This is a genomic window from Bacillus sp. ABP14, from assembly GCF_001831375.1.
Taxonomy (GTDB): Bacteria; Bacillota; Bacilli; order Bacillales; family Bacillaceae_G; genus Bacillus_A; species Bacillus_A paranthracis.
Map to the genome: position 1 here is coordinate 1,937,223 of NZ_CP017016.1, position 18,617 is coordinate 1,955,839.

Sequence of the window (18,617 nt, forward strand, 5' to 3'; positions counted from 1 at the left end):
AATTCCGAAAATTCTAGTAGTTTGACTAGCATATTGAAAAGTATTATATTGTAAAAGGTCATATGAAACGTGAAGTAGAATGGAATGCAATTATTGAGTTAGGAGTTAGACCAATGAGTTTGAAATATGGAAGAGATACAATTGTTGAAGTTGACTTAAATGCAGTAAAACATAATGTAAAAGAATTTAAAAAACGTGTGAATGATGAAAATATTGCAATGATGGCTGCTGTAAAAGCAAATGGGTATGGCCACGGAGCAGTTGAAGTTGCGAAAGCTGCTATTGAAGCTGGAATAAACCAGCTTGCAGTTGCATTTGTAGATGAAGCGATAGAGTTAAGAGAAGCAGGAATTAACGTGCCGATTTTAATTTTAGGCTATACGTCAGTAGCAGCTGCGGAAGATGCAATTCAGTATGACGTTATGATGACTGTTTATAGAAGTGAAGATTTACAAGGTATAAATGAAATTGCAAACCGTCTTCAAAAGAAAGCGCAAATTCAGGTGAAAATTGATACAGGAATGAGTCGCATTGGTTTACAAGAAGAAGAGGTTAAACCATTTTTAGAAGAATTAAAACGTATGGAGTATGTAGAGGTAGTAGGAATGTTTACACATTACTCTACGGCAGATGAAATCGATAAATCATATACGAATATGCAAACAAGTTTATTTGAGAAAGCTGTCAATACAGCAAAAGAATTAGGAATTCATATTCCATATATTCATAGTTCAAATAGTGCAGGTTCAATGGAACTTAGCAATACATTTCAAAATATGGTTCGTGTCGGTATCGGAATTTATGGAATGTATCCTTCAAAAGAGGTAGATCATTCAGTTGTTTCTCTGCAGCCTGCGTTGTCGTTAAAATCAAAAGTAGCCCATATTAAGCATGCGAAGAAAAATCGCGGTGTAAGTTATGGGAATACGTATGTAACGACTGGTGAAGAATGGATTGCCACTGTACCGATTGGTTATGCTGATGGCTATAATCGTCAGTTATCTAATAAAGGGCATGCATTAATAAATGGAGTTCGAGTACCTGTTATTGGCCGTGTTTGTATGGATCAGCTCATGTTAGACGTTTCCAAAGCAATGCCAGTGCAAGTAGGAGACGAAGTAGTATTCTACGGTAAACAAGGTGAAGAGAACATCGCAGTAGAAGAAATAGCGGATATGTTAGGTACAATTAACTATGAAGTTACATGTATGTTAGACAGAAGAATCCCGCGAGTGTATAAAGAAAATAATGAAACGGCTGCTATTGTAAATATACTAAGAAAAAACTGAATCGTTATGATTCAGTTTTTTTTATTTTTGACAAATGAAAAATGCTCTGTTTGTACCGTGTGATTGAATGTCCTTAAAACCTACGGATTCTATCGAAGAAATTATTTCTTCATTGGAATAACAAGCTTCTTCAAAAGAAAAGTCACTTCTTGTCCAATTATTATCTATGTCATGTTGAAATAGTATAAAGTTCATGACTGCTTTTTTATTGTCATTATCATATGTAGAATCGATTGTACAAACATATTCCGTTTCTGAAATGTGAAAGGAAGCGCTCCAGTTTTCTAGAAAACCTTTTTCCATATTCATATCAAATACGAATGTACCTTCACTATGTAATATAGAATAAACATTACGAAAAACACTTTTTAATTCATCTAATTTTAAAATATGGTTTAAGCTATCGCCAGTAGAGATAACATATTGAAATTGCTCATTTATATTGAAATAGCGAGCATCATCGACGATAAAGGCTGCGTCTGGAGCGTTTTGACGTGCGTATTCAATCATTTGAGCAGAACCATCTATACCAGTTACTACAAAATGATTCTCAATTAATTTCTTAGTAAGGTGACCAGTCCCGCAGCAAAGATCTAAAATATGAGAATGTGGTGGTGCATATTGTAAAATGAGTTTTTCCAAAAGTAGATAGGAGTGTTCAGCATAATGCCCCCAATGTTTATTGTAAATGGATGCGAAAATATCATAATCAGAATAAATTAGTTTTTTAGACACATGCACTCACCTCGAAATTCATTACATTATAATAATCATACTTCGTTTTTATTTCAAAACCACATTGTGTATACAATTTTAAAGCATGGTTATTTTTCGTTTCGACGTCTAATTCAATTGTTGAAGCTCCTTTTGTAATAAGGGTATGTACCATGGACATAAGAATACCTTTTCCGTATCCTTTACCTTGATAGAAAGGATGAACGGCGAATCCTGATAGTATAGTAGATTGCTCTTGTTTAGAAACTGTAATTGTTCCTATCACTTTTTCATCGATAAGAGCACTGTAAACTTGATGGGAAGATGAATCCATCATCTTTTGTAACCATGTAGCGGTGTTTTCTACTGAATCTCCAAACGCTTTACTAGAAATTTCAATCAGATCAAGCAGTGATTTTGAAGATGCAAGAGTAAGTTGTATAGCATTCTTCGTTCTTTTTTGCGCTCCATTTGCTTTGAACTCCATACTATATTCACTATATAAATAAGGCAGCTTCATATGTATTGCAAATGCTTTCCCAGAAGCAGACTCCCCATTCATAATAAGAAGTGCTTCGTCTGCCTCTCTTAATCGTATTTCTTTCATTGCGGTTTGTAAAAGAGTAGTACCTATATATTGTTTCCTATAGTTCGGATGAACAAAGCCTATTAACTCAAGTTTAGTAGTTCTTTCAAAGTCATACATACTTAATGCACCGACTAATTGAGTATCGTCATAGAGTAAAAAGTCATGTATCTCTTCTTTATTACGAGCAGTTAAAAAGTTTACATGTAAATCTGAAGAGTAATCAATTTGATCGTGTTGCCCGCAAATATGAGTTAAATCTTTCATTTGCTGAATTTCGTTTACTGTTAAAGATTTCTTTCGTTCAATATTCATTTCACAATCCTTCACCTTCGCATTTAAAAATAGGATGGATGACTTAGCCACTTTTCTAATTCCACACTGCCCTGAACAGATAATAAACGGTACAAATATCGATAAGGACGTCTACATTCTACAAGATTAGGAATAGGCATGATGGTTTCATAACCTTGTTTAAAAGCATGAGCTTCCTTTTCTGTAAATACATATTCTAAGCCGATAAAATCAAATTCTCGGGGAGCAACTGCATAAGCTTCTGTATCTACTAAACCTGTAATAGTTGTACCATCTGATAAAAACTGAGTAGGGTCCATATCAATTAAAACGAGCGTTGCTTCCTTTGGTACCGGTAAGGAAGAAAGTTGTTGTTCAAAAGTAGGAAATGCGTTACGGATGCTCGTATTATCGGAATAAAACCTATTTACAAGTTCTTTACTGACTTTTAATATGTGAGACTTACATTCTTCTAGTGGAACTTGGAAAGTACCTGATGGATTTCCTATAAACTTTGCTTGAAACGAATGAATTTCTGCTAGTCCTTTTCCAAGGCTGAATAAAATTGAATCAGATTGTCCGACAAAGGATTGCAGCGTACTTCCTGTTAGTTTTTCGACACTAACATACTTCCGGCCATTTAAAACATGTTTTTGCAAAATAGTGGGGATGGGCAAGTTAGTATGCTTTTTCAATAATTCGTGTATATGCTCTAAATGATGTACGTTCCTTGGATCGATTCCAAAAAGGTTTTTACATCCCCACCAAAAATCATTGTTTGGTTCTTCAGTCATTTTTGAGGAACGAACAATAACTTCTTCAAATGCTGTTTTAACAAGAAACACATCGCTTGCATGTTCTTCATAACCTGGGTGTAAAGTTTGAATAGATAAAATAGGTGAAGCGAATAGTTGTTGTAGCATGAAATTGCTCCTTTTTCTGTAAATTCGATAAATTCATTATATAACAGAATGTGTACGAAGTGGATAATGATAGGGACAACATAGAACTTAAATAAATTTACGGTGAGAAATCAGTGTGAAAATTATATTTTTCTACTTTTGTATGAATTATCAAAATAATTTTTCGGATGATAAATCTGTAAAAATACAAAATATAAATCTCATATTTTTCAGTAAATGAAGAACTAAGCACACTTTCAATAGGGGTATAAAGTAGGTTATGAAAAATATTTCTCAATAATAAAATGAAGAGAAAAATGTGAAGAAATAGAATAGATTCCTTTATAATAGTTTTAAATTAATTAATATAATTAATTATTAATAATATTAGATAGGAGAGGATATGATGGCAAACGTACTCGTAATAAATTTCCCAGGAGAAGGTCATATAAATCCGACTTTAGCTATTGTAAGTGAGTTGATTCGGCGAGGGGAGACAGTTGTTTCGTATTGTATTGAAGATTATAGAAAGAAGATTGAAGCAACAGGTGCACAATTCCGAGTGTTTGAGAATTTCCTCTCTCAAATTAATATTATGGAGCGAGTAAATGAAGGTGGGAGTCCTTTGACGATGCTGTCTCATATGATGGAAGCATCAGAACGTATTGTTACTCAAATTGTAGAAGAAACAAAAGGGGAAAAGTACGATTATTTGATATATGATAATCATTTTCCAGTAGGACGTATTATAGCCAATGTTTTAAAATTACCTAGTGTCTCTTCTTGTACAACGTTTGCTTTTAATCAGTACATTACTTTTAACGATGAACATGAATCAAGAGAAGTAGATGAAATGAATCCATTGTATCAATCTTGTTTAGCGGGAATGGAAAAATGGAACAAACAGTATGGAATGAAATGTAATAGTATGTATGATATTATGAACCATCCAGGTGATATTACGATTGTGTATACTTCAAAAGAATATCAGCCGCGTTCAGATGTATTTGATGAATCGTATAAGTTTGTTGGTCCATCAATTGCTACGCGTAAAGAAGTAGGGCGATTTCCTATGGAAGATTTAAAAGATAAAAAATTGATTTTCATTTCTATGGGAACAGTTTTTAATGAACAACCTGAGCTATATGAAAAATGTTTTGAAGCTTTTAAAGATGTAGAAGCGACAGTCGTATTAGTTGTTGGTAAGAAGATAAATATAAGTCAATTTGAAAACATTCCTGATAACTTTAAGGTGTATAATTATGTGCCACAATTAGAACTATTACAGTATGCTGATGTATTCGTGACACACGGCGGTATGAATAGTTCGAGTGAAGCACTATATTACGGTGTCCCGTTAGTTGTAATTCCGGTAACAGGAGATCAGCCTTTAGTTGCGAAACGAGTAAATGAAGTAGGGGCTGGAATAAGGCTAAATCGTAAAGAACTCACTTCTGAATTGTTACGAGAGTCTGTAAAGAAAGTGATGAATGATGTAACGTTTAAGGAAAATAGTCGTAAAGTTGGAGAGTCACTTCGAAATGCTGGTGGATATAAAAGGGCAGTTGATGAAATATTTAAAATGAAAATGAATTCGTACTTGAAACTTAAATAAATGCTTGAGGCACACTTACTACAATGGGTAAGTGTGCTTCAATAAAAAATTACATAAAAATCACTATAAAGGTGAAACTTTTGTGTATATAAACTGATATCTTTGTATTAGTAGAGAAATTACGTTAAAATAATACTAAGAAAATATATAAGTTTTGGGGGTAATGAATGAAGAAAGTATTTGAATACGTATTATTAACAATTGGCTCAATTATTGTAGCAGGTTCATTAGAGCTTATTTTAGCGCCTAATGGATTAGTAGATGGCGGGGTAACAGCCATTGCTATTATGGCGAATAAAGTTGCAGGATTGCCGCTTTATGGAGTGTTCTTGGGGATTAATATCCCGATTTTATTATTTACTGCAAAAGTAATGGGAAAGAAGTTCTTTATCCGTACGTCCTATGCAAATGTTGTGACAACACTCGGATTGATTTATTTGAAACCATTTCCAGCAATTACAACTTCTGAATTGTTAATTGTTCTTTATGGAGGAGTTCTATTTGGTGTTGGTGTAGGGATTGTAGTAAAAATGGGCGGAGCAATTGATGGATCAGAAATGTTAGCTGTTTGGATGAATAAACATTTTAAAGTGCCGATTAGTACATTTTTACTTGCTGTAAATGCGGTTATTTTCATCTTTGTTGCCATTTTGTTTTCAATTGAACAAGCGATGTTCTCATTAGCAATTTTCTATATTGTTACGAAGATGATTGATTTCATATTAGATGGCATTAATCAAGGAAAGAGCGTTATGATTATTTCTGGTAAAAATAAAGAAATAGGCGATCTACTTATGAAAGAATTGCAATTATCCGTTACGTATCTACATGGAGAAGGTGGTTTTTTAGGAGAACATAAGAGAATCATTTATTGTATTACAAACCGTTTCATTTATCCGAAAATGAAAGATCTCGTTCTCTCTGTAGATCCAACTGCTATAATTGAAGCGTCTTATTCAACAGAAACAACTGGTGTCAAACGTCCGGGAAGGGCAGCGAGGTCAGAAAAATAGTGAATGAAAATAGCTCCACGTAAGTATAACTTACGTGGAGCTATTCTTATGTAGGGAACCACGCTTTTTTCAGTAATTTGACAACAGTTTTGATACAATCTTCTGGAATACTGCCAAAACCGAGCAATACATATGACTCCTCCCTCACATTATGAACAGAATCGTATGTGGAGAGAGGGTATAACTTAATACGTTCTTTTGCAGCTGCATGAATAAGTTCTTGTTCATTCATCCCGTTATGAACGTGAAGTACAATATGAAGTCCGGATTGTTCACCGAGTATATGCACGTTATTTCCCATTTCGTTTGTAATAGATTTAATTAAATAAATATGTTTTCTTTTATATAACGTACGACTTCGGTTAATATGACGTTCCCAATCACCGCTTTGAATAAAGGTAGCAAAGGTAAGCTGTTGCATGGTAGAAACCGTTTGTTTATACATACCACCGAGTTCTTTATAGGTTTTTAGCAGATGAGGTGGTAAAACGATATATCCCATTCGTAAAGAAGGCAAAAAAGATTTCGAAAAAGTTCCCATATAAATAACACTTTCATTTGAATCTAGCCCTTGTAAAGAAGGAATAGGTTTTCCTATATAGCGAAATTCCCCGTCGTAATCATCTTCAATAATATAACCATTACAATCATTCGCCCATTTTAATAACTCGAGTCTTCTAGATAATGGCATAATGATTCCGAGTGGAAATTGGTGAGATGGAGTGACATATGCCACATTGGAACCCGATTCACGTAAAGCGGAAATATGAATCCCTTTATCGTCTAAAGGGATCGGGTGAACAGGAAGGCCAGAACTTTGAATCATAGCAGATATACGGTGAAATCCAGGGTTTTCGATTCCGTATTCTTTTTTTGAACCAAGTAGTTGAAGGAGTAGCCAAAGAAGAGGCTGCGTACCTGCTCCAATAATAATTTGATCAGGTGAAGAATGTACCCCGCGAGCATGATATAAATATTTTGAAATATGTTCTCGTAGAACGAGCTCACCTTGTGGATCCTCTTTAGCAAATAATTCATTTTCATACTGAAATAAAGTTTCGTGTAATGCTCTTTTCCAGTTTGTTATGGGAAAAGCTTTTTGATCAATAAGTCCTTGACTACAATCATAATCATATTGTTCTTTTTCTTTATTGTTAGCACTGTTTGACGCAATTTGTTGTTTCTTTTGAATGACATCAATATCAACTTCCGCAACAAAAATTCCACGTTTCGGTTTGCTTTCTACATATCCTTCAGCTAGTAGTTGTTGATAAGCAGATTCAACTGTAATACGGCTCACATTAAGTTGCATAGCTAAATTTCTGTGAGAAGGTAGGCGTGTACCGGCAAGTAGTAATCCATGAGAGATTTCTCGTTTTATATATTGATAAATTTGTAAGTAAATGGGTGTTTTACTTTGTAATACTAATGGGATAGTCAGATCCATGTATAGACGCTCCTTTTTTAAACTGGCCTTATAAAAAAGAATAGAACTGTCACTTAAGCTAAGGGCAGTTGCTTTCTATAATGATGATATAACATTTAGAAAATTTTATAAATAGTAAGGGGAGAATCATAATGAATATTAAAGAAGTAGTAACAGAAGCGGATTTATACGATGTATTTTCTGTATTACAGCAATTGCGAACAAAACTTTCAAGAGAAAAAGCAAGTTGTTTATTTCAAAAAATGAAAGAAGAAAATTATAAACTATTTTCGCTGCGTAACGAAGAGAATGAAGTTGTTAGTCTAGCTGGTGTAGCGATTTGTACGAATTTTTATAATGAGAAACATGTTTTTGTGTATGACCTTGTAACCGCGGAAGCTCACAGATCAAAAGGGTATGGTAATGTTCTGCTGTCATATGTAGAAAAATGGGGGGAAGAAGAAGGGTGCAGTTCTATCGTACTTACATCTGCATTTCCAAGAATTGATGCACATCGTTTTTATGAAAGAGAGGGTTTTGATAAGGTAAGCTATTCTTTTTATAAAGAGTTATAATACTAACAAGGTTCCGTGTGTAAAAATATATGGAACCTATTTTCTTTTTCAGATTTGAGCTAGGGACAGGTCTAGCGATATGATTTGTCGAATATTAGAAATTTAAAATGGAATCTTGAATTTAGAGAATGTTAGGGGCGTTTATACTTGGAAAAAATAAAGAAATTATCTATACCAAATGATGTAAGAGTCATCATTATTTCTGATATTCATGGAGAATTAGATCTTTTTAAGGAACTACTACATAAAGTTAATTTTCAAGATGAAGATTATTTAATTATTAATGGCGATCTTTGTGAGAAAGGAAGAAATAGTATTGGTGTCGTAAACTATGTGATGGATCTAGTAGTTAGTAAGCCAAATGTGTATGTAATAGAAGGGAATTGTGAGGTTGTAGTTGAAGCACTTGTAAACGAAAATCCTGCGCTAATAAATTATTTATGTACGAGAAAGAATACAATTTTAAATGAATGGCTAGCACAATTGAATGTTACCGTTCATGAAGAAAGTGAAATTTGTGAAGTGAAAAACATATTGATGGGTCATTTCTCAAAAGAAATAAAGTGGCTAACAGAATTACCAACAGCGATTGAAACGGAAGATTATATCTTTGTACATGCTGGCCTTGAAGATAGAGAGGATTGGAAAGAAACAGAACGAAAAAATGCGATAGCAATGCCGGAGTTTTTCAATAAATCACATAGAGCACATAAATATGTAGTTGTCGGTCATTGGCCTGTTGTAAACTATTCAGACAAAGCACCGTCTAACAATCCAGTTATTGATAAGGAGAAAAAGATGATTGCGATTGATGGGGGAAATGCGATTAAAGAGGCAGGGCAATTAAACGCATTCATCATTCAGAGGGAACCAACAGGAGATATGTTTTCTTATACATATGTAGACTATTTTCCAGAATATGAAGTGATTGCAGATTTTAATGCGAACACAGAAATGCAGGGCGGGGTTACCTATCCGTATTATTACATAAAGCTGATAGAGAAGGGGCAAGAATACACAATATGTAAGCAAAAGGAAACGAATACATTACTTTCTGTGAAAAATGAATACATTAGGCAACTTGAGTCAGGTGAGTACACAGTGAAAACCGATATTTCTTGTGCACAAATAAGCGTAAGAAAAGGGGATATTGTTTCTCTCATTGATGGTAGCTGCTCAGGATATGATTTAGTTAAAAGAGATGGAGTAGAAGGGTGGATAGAGAAAGGGATTTTAGTTGAGATAGAAAAGACGAAAAAGAAAATATTTAGCTGAAATAGGAGGGATGTAACCTCCTGTTTTTTTTTAAGAAGTAGATTGCTTGCTGTCTTTCATAAGTAAGTAAATCGTACTCGGTAAAATGACAAGCGTCATTCCTAAAATAATTACAAGTATAGCATAACCCCTATACGGAGCAGGAACAATAAATGGAAGCGCGGATAGGAAAATACCTGCTATTATCATTGAAATACTACAAATATTTGAAGCTCTTTTTTCAAGGTGCTTATCATTCCATTCCAATGAAACTGTTGATTTAGCCGTGTCAATTTTGGAGCTGAAATAACCTAGTAATATAAATAAAAGCCCTAATGCTAAAAATATGAAATGATCAAGAGGAAGTGAAAAGCCAAGAGCGATAAGGGCAATGACAATATCAACAAAAAATAAGAATAGTAAAATTGCGTTGCTGATCAAATGGAGAAATTTCTGGTTACTCGCTGCTTTAGATAAAGCTAAAAATAAAAAGAATACGAAGGAACATATAATTATATTTACGATAACAAAAGTAGCTTTATCCATTGTTGATGTAGGCGTTCCATTAAAGTCCCATTTCGTAACAATACGTAATGGTAAGAAGAAATAGAGAATAATATTTGTCGTAACAATAGTGAGAAATAAAGCAATACTAAATCGATTATTCATTGAATCACCAGCTTTCTACATGAATAATTGGTATCTTATAACAAAATTATACAATATAATAAACGATATCTGTTTTGACTTTTCAGAAAAAATATTATAATTATATATGAGATAAAGAGGAGTGTAGGAGGAAATTATGAAAAGCGTAATCATAAAAGGGGATAGAGTAACAATTCGTACAATTGAAGAATCAGATATAAAAACATTATGGAATCTCGTGTTTAAAGAAGAAAATCCAGAATGGAAAAAATGGGATGCACCGTATTTTCCGTTTTCGATGCAAGAATACTCATCCTATAAGGAAAAGATGCAAACTCGTTTAAAAGAAGAACCGCTATCCAATTTAATTATAGAAAATAACGGTCAAGTTATAGGGACGGTCGGATTTTATTGGGAGTATAAACCGACGCGTTGGTTGGAGATGGGAATTGTCATTTATAATCCGGCTTACTGGAATGGCGGCTACGGTACAGAAGCGTTAACGTTATATCGGGATTTACTATTTGAAAAGATGGAGATTGGTAGAGTAGGGCTCACGACTTGGTCTGGTAATGAACGAATGATGAAAGTGGCGGAGAAAATAGGAATGAGCTTAGAAGGTAGAATGCGAAAATGCCGTTATTATAACGGAACGTACTATGACTCTATTCGAATGGGAATGATTCGTGAAGAATGGGAAGCGCTATGTGTAAAGGGGTGAAGGGATATGTACGCTATTATTGCTACATTTGATCGTGTATTTACTAATAAAATTACAGAATTGCAAAATGAATTAACAAATATCATTGGCACAAATCAATTAGCCGGAGCAGAACCTCATATTACGTTAGCTGATTATAAGGAGTTAAATGTTCATTTGTATAAGGAGAAATTAGGGGAGTTTGTAGTTATGCAAGAAAATACGGACCCAGTAACTTTTCCTTCTGTTGGAGTTTTTCCTACTAACGGAACAGTCTTTCTAGCACCGACTGTTACTGATGCATTGTTAAAATTTCATCATTCTTATCATGATTATTTTAACAATTTTCATGACAACCCAAATTCATATTACGTACCGGGAAAGTGGGTTCCGCATTGTACGATTGCAAATAGATTACATACAAATCAGTTTTTAAGCGTAATGGAATATATTTATGAAAAATTTGATTTTGCAACAGCTTCAATTGAGAAATTAAAATTAATAAAGGTGAATTATGAAAATGGTTCTGCCATTTCTTCTCGTATATTAGCAGAATATAATTTAAAGAGAATGGAGACATCGAGATGACATATGTAATTAGAGAAATGAAGCAGGAAGATATTCATGCTGTACAATCAGTAGCGAAAATAGCTTGGCATGATACATACGAAGGCATTATTCCGAGAGAGATTCAAGACAGTTTTTTAGACGAGGCTTATTCTGATGAAAAAATGAAATATCGTCTTGAGAATACACATTTATTCGTTGCAGAAGAAGAGGGAGAAGTCATTGGCTTTGCAAATTTTTCACCTGTTAGACTGCAAAACGAAGCAGAATTAGGAGCAATTTATTTGTTACCAGAGCAACAAGGGAAAGGGATAGGAAGTGCTTTATTACAAAAAGGGTTAACAGTATTAAAAGGAATTCGGAAACTATACATTCATGTAGAAGCAGCGAATGAAAAAGGAAAACGTTTTTATGAAGCGAAAGGTTTTGCACAATTAGAGGAATTTGAAGAAGATTTTGAAGGACATATGATGCAGACAGTAAGGATGGTTTTATACATATAAGGAGGACTAGAAATGAAGATATTTGATTTTAGTGAAAAAGTAGGAAAACACATAGCAGCCTTTCAATCTAATTTCATAATGTCGAAAATATTAAACCAAAAAGGAAATGTACATATTGGTGCTATGCATTTACGAGAGAATGGAATAATTGGATATCATGAAGCAGTTGTATCGCAACTGCTTCTTATTGTGGACGGAGAAGGATATGTATGCGGAGAAGATAAAGAAAAAGTAAAGGTGGAAGCGGGACAAGCTGTGTTTTGGGAGAAGGGGGAGCTTCATGAGACAAGTACAGAACATGGATTAATGGCAATTGTTATGGAAGCGGAGGATCTTGAACGAGCGATATTAATGCCTATTAAAGAGGAGAGTTGTGAAAAATGATAGAAAAGGCAAATCGGGAAGAAACGGACGAAATAATACAATATGCAGCTCAATCGCTTTTTGAAGGTACGAGGGGAAATTGTCGTTTAAATACAGAGAAAGCGATTGAAATTACAAGGCCGATTGTAGAAAAGGGAGCGTATTATTTAGTCGTTAAAGAAGAAAACGTTGTAATGGGTTGGATATTAATAGGGGAAAATACGGACTATTTTTCTCATGAAAAACTAGGGTTTATATACGAATTATATGTTTTTCCAGAGTACCGCGGGAAAGGATTGTCAAGAAAGTTAATGGAGGCTGGTATTAAGGAATTACAAAAGAATTATTCAGAAATTCGTTTGAATGTATTTGCTGGAAATTTTGCGAAAGAGCTGTACGAAGAGTTTGGTTTTGTTGAAAGGCAGGTCATTATGACTTTGAAGTGAGAATAATAGTTTGAACGGGAGAAGAGAAAGAATGAGAAAAGAAAATGAGTATGTTGCGTATTTACAAAGGTTGTATCCTGAATTGCAAATAAATTCTGTTTATATAAATGAAATAGGTCAAAATAATGATGTGTTAATTGTAAATGATAATATAGTATTCCGGTTTCCGAAATATGAAAAAGGTATTCAGAAACTTCGAACAGAAACACAGTTACTAGAGAAAATAAGACCCTTCATTACGCTTCAAATTCCCAATCCAAGTTATCAAGGGTTTCAAAATGAAGTACCAGGGAAAGTATTTGCAGGTTATGAGATGATTGAAGGAGACCCGTTTTGGGAAAATGTTTTTACAGAAATAAATGATGAAAAGCAATTACAGAAACTTGCGTACACATTGGCGAGATTTTTAAAAGAGTTGCATGAAATTCCGTTATCTACATTCGAAGGTATTATGCAATGTGATAGTACTGATATGTATTCAGAAATAAATAGTTTATATAGCCAATTAAAAGAACATGTTTATCCATTCATGAGAAATGTAGCGAGAAAAGAGGTCTCAACATCGTTTGAGTTATATTTAAATGAAAGTAGTCATTTTAACTTTACTCCTAGTCTTGTTCATGGGGACTTTGGCATGACAAACATTTTATATAGTGCAACAAAAAAGAATATTTCAGGGGTCATAGATTTTGGTGGGGCGAGCATTGGAGATCCAGCTTATGATTTTGCTGGCATATTAGCTAGTTATGGAGAAGAGTTTTTACAACTATTTGAAGCCTATTATCCTAATTTAGAAGCAGTAAAGGAGCGAATGTATTTTTATAAGAGTACATTTGCACTTCAAGAAGCATTATTTGGCGTACTAAATAATGATAAGAAAGCTTTTGAAGCTGGAATAGCACAATATGTATAAAAGCCGATTTTAAATCGGCTTTTAATTATCGATACATCGTTTACATCCAAATACCTTTAAACCCGAATCGTTTATAAATTCGTCCAGCAGTTGGATTGTTATAAAATAAGCCATCCGTTTGGACAGCTCATTTACATAATTCTCGTTATTGGAAGTGAAATTATTTGATAAAGTAACCCCAATAACTTATTACTACAAGTATTAAAGATAATACTGTATATACAATAGATCCTATTAAAATAGGATTTACACTTAATTCAAATTTTTCTTCCTCTACTTTAATACCCAATCTAGCTTGAGCTTGAAGGCGAACACTGTTGCTAGAAAATCCGCCTTTACTGCTAAAGTAATATGTAATAATGACAAAACATATTCCAGCGAAGAAAGTTAAATCAACAAAACTCCATTTTAAGATCTTAGATGATTTATATACAATTCCAGCTTCAATCATTATAGTTACAAGTAATCCTAATCCTTTTTTCATGTAATCAATCCTTTTGTATTTTCTAATGATTTTGAAATTTATCGCTTATAATCATCTTATCATGTGATAAGAAGAAAAAACGAGGGATTTTTATTATATATTGTGTTCATCCTCAATTAACATAACGTCTCCTGATTGGTAGCAAGCACATGGAGAAATCCTACCTACCCTCAAAAGGAATCTGCCTTTTTCTTTTTATATAATTTTATGCAACTTTATATGTATCCCTATCCTAGCGTAGGTTTTAGGGTTCTCGTATGTTACTGAATTAGCCAAAAACCTGTATGAAATTTTGCATGCTCTTAACGTGGATTTTTCCAATATACTGGCGCTCCCCTAATAGTGTGTATTCCTCAGCAGTTTGATCTTGTAGGAAATTCAATGATGTTACTTCGCAATTGTATAATTCGCTCTACAACATCTAGTGTGGCAAGTTTAATTGTTTCTTGGCCAGGCGTACTAGGTAAGTTGTCGGCATCTAGACATTTATAAAATATATTTCATTTTTAGCACCGAGCTGTATATTTGAAACAGTTTTAAATCGTTCAACAATAGTTGACTTTCCAGAGAGTTTTATCAGCTTATATGCGGAAAGAAGTGCTTCATAATGAGAGGTAACAAATTCTTCTTTACTACATGGTATAAATGAATCATGGAAGCCGAGTAAAATTGATTTTAATGTTCCATTCTCTTGAAATACTCCTCACAGATCTTGAAAGTCTGTTTCATAACCGAAAGACTCTATATCTCCAATAATAAATCAGTTATGGGCTGCCTCTTCTTTTGGGTAAGCGGATACTTGTTCATGATCTTTCTTAATTTTCGTCTCATCATAAAATGGGATATTTTCCATTTTTCCGAATTTTATAACTTAAGTTTTTTGAAAGCAATATAAAATTTTATGTTTAGTTCACAAACTTTCGGAAAAACTAGGAAAGATATGACAAAGGAGGTTATGAACGGTGGATCATCCAATTCAAGGGTTAATGAAAGCAGCAATGGAAAATTTAAAAGAAATGGTCGATGTAAATACGATTGTTGGAGAGCCTGTTCAGACGGCTGACGGTGGTGTAGTGTTAACGGTTTCTAAAGTAGCGTTCGGTTTTGGAGCAGGAGGTTCTGATTTCCAAACGAATGATGGACAAAGAGCGAACGGTAACCCTGCATTTGGTGGCGGTAGCGCGGGTGGTGTTTCTATTACACCAGTAGCATTTCTTGTGGTGAATAAAGATGGAGTAAATATTCTGCATCTACAAAATGCGACACATTTAGCGGAAAAAATGATTGAATTAGCTCCACAAACAATTGATAAAATTCAATCAATGTTCCAAAAAGATGAAAAGAAAGAGGGAAATCATCATCCTCAAAACCCAGATGAAATCCTTTAAAAACGCCTGCTCACGAGCAGGTGTTTTTTCTTGTAATCACTATGTAATAAAACACACGAAATTGTAAATAGTTTTTGAAGTTTTTTCTATGTTTCTAAAATTTTTCATGTTAAAATATGCTATAGAATTGAAACATATAAAACGAAGGTGGCTAGGTGCTTTGTCTGGAGGATCTGACCAAGTAAAGAATATGATATATATTAATGGTAATCGTCGAGGTCATTGTTTTATTACATCAGGAATTACGTTTAAAGAGTTTGCAAGTAACATCCCTTCACCGCTTCATCAAGTGTTGCTTTTAAAGCATAACTTTGAATGGACAGATTTTCATTATCATACTTTATTTGAATATGTTGAGGAAGAAAATATACATAAGTTAATTCAAGCAGAGATTGATGAATTTGATGAATTTTGTTGGGTAGATTTTGATGATGCAAGCGATTTAGATGAACTAGAGCCAAAAGAAATTGCAGAGCTTTTATATTTGGCTCACAAAAAAGAACCACTTGCAAGAACGTTCTTTCCGTTATTGAAAAATAGATTTGTTTATTTTTCACATGATGACGGATGGTACAACAAAGTGTATTATCGTAGAATTGCAGACTTTGTAGGGATGTTAAGTAAAGTTATTCCTTATAAACTCGGTGCTTTCGGTAAGAAACGTTTTTCTTTCTTCCAAAAATCAAAAATTTTCCCAGCAATTTCAAAAGAAGTGATTATGGGGCTTCTTCCATTAATGGAAGATGGTCTTTATATTGACCTGGCAGGGAAAATTGAGTCAAGAAGGGGTCTTGAAATTCCGGTATATGTAGTGGGTTCGTATGAAAGTACGGATGAGGTACTAGATAATATCGATGAATTGAAAGAAGAAGCAACAGAGACTGGTTGGCTTATTTTTGATAAGAAAGAACAAGAGTGGCAATGGGTTGTGGACTAAGAAAACTTGGCGCATGCAGTCAAGTTTTCTTGTCTTTTGAAAGGAGTACAAATGAAGAAATATTATACAATTGTGGGTATTGTAAGTATTATTCTTGTGGCAATTTTACTTATAACTTGTCCGAAAGAATCAGATTTTAAATTGTATCTAGAAGATAAGTATGCATTGAAATGTGACGAGAGTAGTTTTGAATGCACACAAAATGTAGATGGTAAAAAGGAAAAACTAAAATTTGAAAGTACAGATGCACGAAATGGTGTATTCTTTATGACTGTAAAGCAAACATTTAAAACAGAAGCTGATGTTACGAAAGAATATAGCGGGGTAGGAATGTTTGGTACATTTCTTTTTGTTTCAGAGAAGACTTTCTAGTAATAGAAGGTCTTTTTCTTATGCTTATGTTCATATAGATGAAGTAAGACAAGCATAGGAGGGATATTGATGAAGAAGGAATGTATTGTTTGTGGCGGTGAGGAGTTTTTCTCTTCTACATTATACGCACGTACAAAACAAGATTGGGCGTATGCACCAAATATGTATCGATTTGAAAAGGTGTTTATTGAGCACCGGGATGAAGAAAATTATCCAGTGTTCCAAGAAATTACAGCAAAGCATTGTTGTGGATGCGGTCATATTATGTTGTATCACGAATGAACACACCAAGTATAACTTGGTGTGTTTTTTTAAAACGCTGACAAAGCAAGCGGATAAAGTAAAGTAAATAAAACAGAAAAACTACCAAAACCAATTGCTGTATATCCAAGTGTTCTTGCTCCGAAATTGACAGCTAATAAGCCAACTAAAATCGCAAGGGAACCGAGTGTAACTGGATAAAATGCAATGGAGAAAAGCGAAAGAAATAAAGCGACATAGCCTATCATTGCACCGGTATTTGTACCTTCTATTTCATTTGCAATTTCTTTACGCTTATGTCTAATTGGTAAGCCAGCTGGTGATATTTCAGCTGCATACTCTTCGTTTTTTTCACCACTTTTAAAATGATGATTCCTCTTTCTTCGCATGTACATCCCTCTCTTTCAATTGGGTGTACTTATAGTATCTTTCATAAAGAGAAGAACATGAGTATGAGTTAAACCCAAGTAAAGCAAAAATTGGAGAATAATGATTCCTTCATTAGCATGTACATTTCCTAATGAAGATAAAACAGGAATTTTGGAAAATGATGTAGAATGAAATGAGTGATAAAGCGTGAAGGTAGGGGAATGTATGACGAAATTTAATTGGCATGAATCAGCAGAAAAGAAATGGGATAGTAGTGCGGAGTTTTGGAATCAAAATAGTCAGGAGATGTGGGACAGCGGGAGTAGGAGTACAATTATTCCGTTTTTTGAACAGTACGTGAAGAAAGAAGCCAAGGTGCTTGACGTTGGTTGTGGTGATGGATACGGTACATATAAATTAAGTCGCACGGGCTATAAAGCAGTTGGAGTGGATTTATCAGAAGTGATGATTCAAAAAGGGAAGGAGCGCGGAGAAGGACCTGATTTATCTTTTATAAAAGGAGATCTTTCTTCCTTACCGTTCGAAAATGAACAATTTGAAGCAATTATGGCAATTAATTCTTTAGAATGGACCGAGGAGCCATTACGAGCATTAAATGAGATAAAGCGTGTTCTAAAAAGTGATGGATATGCATGTATTGCAATTTTAGGACCGACAGCAAAGCCAAGAGAGAACAGTTATCCTCGTTTATACGGCAAAGACGTTGTATGTAATACGATGATGCCTTGGGAATTTGAACAGTTAGTAAAAGAACAAGGTTTTAAAGTTGTAGATGGTATCGGTGTATATAAGCGCGGAGTAAATGAGAAGATGTTAGGTCAACTATCTACAGAGTTACAACAATCGTTAACGTTTTTATGGGTATTTATGTTAAAAAAGCATAAAGAAATGAAAGAATTTTTAGGAGGTAAATAAGTGCAGAAAATACAAAAAACTGATACAATATCATCAGAACCAATTAAAGGGGGACTAGGGTA

At 34.0% G+C, this 18,617-nt stretch carries 23 protein-coding genes and 1 pseudogene; 16 read left to right on the forward strand and 8 right to left on the reverse strand.

Going from position 1 to position 18,617, the window contains the following annotated elements:
* Nucleotides 1-113: 113 nt before the first annotated feature.
* Nucleotides 114-1,289 (forward strand): alanine racemase, encoded by a 1,176-nt coding sequence (gene alr, locus BGI23_RS10140; protein WP_041184210.1) that lies wholly within the window; start codon nt 114-116, stop codon nt 1,287-1,289.
* Between the two features lie 21 nt (nt 1,290-1,310).
* On the opposite strand, the gene BGI23_RS10145 is transcribed toward alr, so the two are convergent.
* The 3 genes from BGI23_RS10145 to BGI23_RS10155 are packed head-to-tail and all read right to left on the reverse strand — an operon-like array spanning nt 1,311 to nt 3,806.
* On the reverse strand, nt 1,311-2,024 hold the full coding sequence (locus tag BGI23_RS10145; RefSeq protein ID WP_070805852.1) for a class I SAM-dependent DNA methyltransferase: 714 nt from the start codon (nt 2,022-2,024) through the stop codon (nt 1,311-1,313).
* The gene (locus BGI23_RS10150) at nt 2,017-2,904 is read right to left on the reverse strand and encodes a GNAT family N-acetyltransferase (protein WP_070805853.1); all 888 of its coding nucleotides are present in this window, start codon (nt 2,902-2,904) and stop codon (nt 2,017-2,019) included. The genes BGI23_RS10145 and BGI23_RS10150 overlap by 8 nt, the downstream gene beginning before the upstream one ends.
* A 23-nt stretch (nt 2,905-2,927) precedes the next feature.
* A complete protein-coding gene (locus BGI23_RS10155) occupies nt 2,928-3,806 on the reverse strand; it encodes a nitrate reductase (protein WP_070805854.1) in 879 nt (292 codons plus the stop codon).
* Nucleotides 3,807-4,191: 385 nt separating this feature from the next.
* Between BGI23_RS10155 and BGI23_RS10160 the strand changes: the two genes are divergently transcribed.
* Entirely contained in the window at nt 4,192-5,400 is a 1,209-nt protein-coding gene (locus BGI23_RS10160) for a macrolide family glycosyltransferase (RefSeq protein ID WP_070805855.1), read from the forward strand.
* 167 nt (nt 5,401-5,567) lie between these two features.
* On the forward strand, nt 5,568-6,413 hold the full coding sequence (locus BGI23_RS10165) for a YitT family protein (RefSeq protein WP_000755131.1): 846 nt from the start codon (nt 5,568-5,570) through the stop codon (nt 6,411-6,413).
* 46 nt (nt 6,414-6,459) lie between these two features.
* Here the strand turns inward: BGI23_RS10165 and pdxR are convergent, their stop codons facing one another.
* On the reverse strand, nt 6,460-7,860 hold the full coding sequence (pdxR, locus tag BGI23_RS10170) for a MocR-like pyridoxine biosynthesis transcription factor PdxR (protein ID WP_070805856.1): 1,401 nt from the start codon (nt 7,858-7,860) through the stop codon (nt 6,460-6,462).
* 131 nt (nt 7,861-7,991) lie between these two features.
* Between pdxR and BGI23_RS10175 the strand changes: the two genes are divergently transcribed.
* Entirely contained in the window at nt 7,992-8,414 is a 423-nt protein-coding gene (locus BGI23_RS10175) for a GNAT family N-acetyltransferase (protein ID WP_070805857.1), read from the forward strand.
* A 147-nt stretch (nt 8,415-8,561) separates the two neighbouring features.
* A complete protein-coding gene (locus BGI23_RS10180; protein ID WP_070805858.1) occupies nt 8,562-9,689 on the forward strand; it encodes a metallophosphoesterase in 1,128 nt (375 codons plus the stop codon).
* A gap of 30 nt (nt 9,690-9,719) precedes the next feature.
* On the opposite strand, the gene BGI23_RS10185 is transcribed toward BGI23_RS10180, so the two are convergent.
* Nucleotides 9,720-10,337 carry a DUF1648 domain-containing protein gene (locus BGI23_RS10185; protein WP_070805859.1) on the reverse strand — a complete coding sequence of 206 codons (618 nt, stop codon included), beginning with the start codon at nt 10,335-10,337 and terminating at the stop codon, nt 9,720-9,722.
* A gap of 136 nt (nt 10,338-10,473) precedes the next feature.
* Here BGI23_RS10185 and BGI23_RS10190 point away from each other — a divergent pair, with 136 nt between their 5' ends.
* Genes BGI23_RS10190 through BGI23_RS10215 form a run of 6 tightly spaced genes read left to right on the forward strand, consistent with a single transcriptional unit; the run spans nt 10,474 to nt 13,808 of the window.
* The gene (locus BGI23_RS10190; RefSeq protein WP_044790783.1) at nt 10,474-11,037 is read left to right on the forward strand and encodes a GNAT family N-acetyltransferase; all 564 of its coding nucleotides are present in this window, start codon (nt 10,474-10,476) and stop codon (nt 11,035-11,037) included.
* Nucleotides 11,038-11,043: 6 nt separating this feature from the next.
* On the forward strand, nt 11,044-11,604 hold the full coding sequence (locus BGI23_RS10195; RefSeq protein ID WP_070805860.1) for a 2'-5' RNA ligase family protein: 561 nt from the start codon (nt 11,044-11,046) through the stop codon (nt 11,602-11,604).
* Nucleotides 11,601-12,086: a GNAT family N-acetyltransferase gene (locus BGI23_RS10200; protein WP_044790785.1), complete on the forward strand. Its 486-nt coding sequence runs from the start codon at nt 11,601-11,603 to the stop codon at nt 12,084-12,086. Before BGI23_RS10195 ends, BGI23_RS10200 begins: the two co-directional genes overlap by 4 nt.
* Nucleotides 12,087-12,098: 12 nt before the next feature.
* Entirely contained in the window at nt 12,099-12,470 is a 372-nt protein-coding gene (locus BGI23_RS10205; RefSeq protein WP_000688068.1) for a cupin domain-containing protein, read from the forward strand.
* The gene (locus BGI23_RS10210) at nt 12,467-12,895 is read left to right on the forward strand and encodes a GNAT family N-acetyltransferase (RefSeq protein WP_000570287.1); all 429 of its coding nucleotides are present in this window, start codon (nt 12,467-12,469) and stop codon (nt 12,893-12,895) included. Before BGI23_RS10205 ends, BGI23_RS10210 begins: the two co-directional genes overlap by 4 nt.
* 31 nt (nt 12,896-12,926) lie before the next feature.
* Entirely contained in the window at nt 12,927-13,808 is an 882-nt protein-coding gene (locus BGI23_RS10215) for a phosphotransferase family protein (protein ID WP_001224482.1), read from the forward strand.
* Nucleotides 13,809-13,968: 160 nt separating this feature from the next.
* Here BGI23_RS10215 and BGI23_RS10220 read toward each other — a convergent pair whose 3' ends face one another.
* Both BGI23_RS10220 and BGI23_RS28645 read right to left on the reverse strand, forming a co-directional pair.
* Nucleotides 13,969-14,292, reverse strand: a complete 324-nt coding sequence (locus tag BGI23_RS10220; protein ID WP_000715533.1) for a hypothetical protein — start codon at nt 14,290-14,292, stop codon at nt 13,969-13,971.
* Between the two features lie 368 nt (nt 14,293-14,660).
* Nucleotides 14,661-15,145, reverse strand: a pseudogene (locus tag BGI23_RS28645) (GNAT family N-acetyltransferase); the annotation flags it as partial.
* Nucleotides 15,146-15,254: 109 nt separating this feature from the next.
* Between BGI23_RS28645 and ytfJ the strand changes: the two are divergent.
* The 4 genes from ytfJ (at nt 15,255) to BGI23_RS10245 (ending at nt 17,271) form a co-directional block, all read left to right on the forward strand.
* On the forward strand, nt 15,255-15,680 hold the full coding sequence (ytfJ, locus tag BGI23_RS10230) for a GerW family sporulation protein (RefSeq protein WP_000349987.1): 426 nt from the start codon (nt 15,255-15,257) through the stop codon (nt 15,678-15,680).
* Between the two features lie 160 nt (nt 15,681-15,840).
* Nucleotides 15,841-16,617, forward strand: a complete 777-nt coding sequence (locus BGI23_RS10235; protein WP_000014091.1) for an oxalate:formate antiporter — start codon at nt 15,841-15,843, stop codon at nt 16,615-16,617.
* A gap of 51 nt (nt 16,618-16,668) precedes the next feature.
* Nucleotides 16,669-16,989, forward strand: coding sequence for a hypothetical protein (locus BGI23_RS10240; protein ID WP_000761180.1), 321 nt, complete (start codon nt 16,669-16,671; stop codon nt 16,987-16,989).
* Nucleotides 16,990-17,058: 69 nt separating this feature from the next.
* The gene (locus BGI23_RS10245) at nt 17,059-17,271 is read left to right on the forward strand and encodes a hypothetical protein (protein WP_000711202.1); all 213 of its coding nucleotides are present in this window, start codon (nt 17,059-17,061) and stop codon (nt 17,269-17,271) included.
* Nucleotides 17,272-17,300: 29 nt separating this feature from the next.
* Here BGI23_RS10245 and BGI23_RS10250 read toward each other — a convergent pair whose 3' ends face one another.
* Nucleotides 17,301-17,639, reverse strand: coding sequence for a hypothetical protein (locus BGI23_RS10250; RefSeq protein ID WP_001253207.1), 339 nt, complete (start codon nt 17,637-17,639; stop codon nt 17,301-17,303).
* 205 nt (nt 17,640-17,844) lie between these two features.
* Here BGI23_RS10250 and BGI23_RS10255 point away from each other — a divergent pair, with 205 nt between their 5' ends.
* A complete protein-coding gene (locus BGI23_RS10255) occupies nt 17,845-18,555 on the forward strand; it encodes a class I SAM-dependent methyltransferase (RefSeq protein WP_070805861.1) in 711 nt (236 codons plus the stop codon).
* Nucleotides 18,556-18,617 lie beyond the last annotated feature (62 nt).

Coding starts and splice junctions, on each gene's coding strand:
- alr (WP_041184210.1), top strand. CDS start 114: ATGAGTTTGAAATATGGAAGAGATACAATTGTTGAAGTTGACTTAAAT.
- BGI23_RS10150 (WP_070805853.1), bottom strand. CDS start 2,904: ATGAATATTGAACGAAAGAAATCTTTAACAGTAAACGAAATTCAGCAA.
- BGI23_RS10155 (WP_070805854.1), bottom strand. CDS start 3,806: ATGCTACAACAACTATTCGCTTCACCTATTTTATCTATTCAAACTTTA.
- BGI23_RS10160 (WP_070805855.1), top strand. CDS start 4,192: ATGGCAAACGTACTCGTAATAAATTTCCCAGGAGAAGGTCATATAAAT.
- BGI23_RS10165 (WP_000755131.1), top strand. CDS start 5,568: ATGAAGAAAGTATTTGAATACGTATTATTAACAATTGGCTCAATTATT.
- pdxR (WP_070805856.1), bottom strand. CDS start 7,860: ATGGATCTGACTATCCCATTAGTATTACAAAGTAAAACACCCATTTAC.
- BGI23_RS10175 (WP_070805857.1), top strand. CDS start 7,992: ATGAATATTAAAGAAGTAGTAACAGAAGCGGATTTATACGATGTATTT.
- BGI23_RS10185 (WP_070805859.1), bottom strand. CDS start 10,337: ATGAATAATCGATTTAGTATTGCTTTATTTCTCACTATTGTTACGACA.
- BGI23_RS10190 (WP_044790783.1), top strand. CDS start 10,474: ATGAAAAGCGTAATCATAAAAGGGGATAGAGTAACAATTCGTACAATT.
- BGI23_RS10195 (WP_070805860.1), top strand. CDS start 11,044: ATGTACGCTATTATTGCTACATTTGATCGTGTATTTACTAATAAAATT.
- BGI23_RS10200 (WP_044790785.1), top strand. CDS start 11,601: ATGACATATGTAATTAGAGAAATGAAGCAGGAAGATATTCATGCTGTA.
- BGI23_RS10205 (WP_000688068.1), top strand. CDS start 12,099: ATGAAGATATTTGATTTTAGTGAAAAAGTAGGAAAACACATAGCAGCC.
- BGI23_RS10210 (WP_000570287.1), top strand. CDS start 12,467: ATGATAGAAAAGGCAAATCGGGAAGAAACGGACGAAATAATACAATAT.
- BGI23_RS10215 (WP_001224482.1), top strand. CDS start 12,927: ATGAGAAAAGAAAATGAGTATGTTGCGTATTTACAAAGGTTGTATCCT.
- BGI23_RS10220 (WP_000715533.1), bottom strand. CDS start 14,292: ATGAAAAAAGGATTAGGATTACTTGTAACTATAATGATTGAAGCTGGA.
- BGI23_RS10240 (WP_000761180.1), top strand. CDS start 16,669: ATGAAGAAATATTATACAATTGTGGGTATTGTAAGTATTATTCTTGTG.
- BGI23_RS10245 (WP_000711202.1), top strand. CDS start 17,059: ATGAAGAAGGAATGTATTGTTTGTGGCGGTGAGGAGTTTTTCTCTTCT.
- BGI23_RS10250 (WP_001253207.1), bottom strand. CDS start 17,639: ATGCGAAGAAAGAGGAATCATCATTTTAAAAGTGGTGAAAAAAACGAA.
- BGI23_RS10255 (WP_070805861.1), top strand. CDS start 17,845: ATGACGAAATTTAATTGGCATGAATCAGCAGAAAAGAAATGGGATAGT.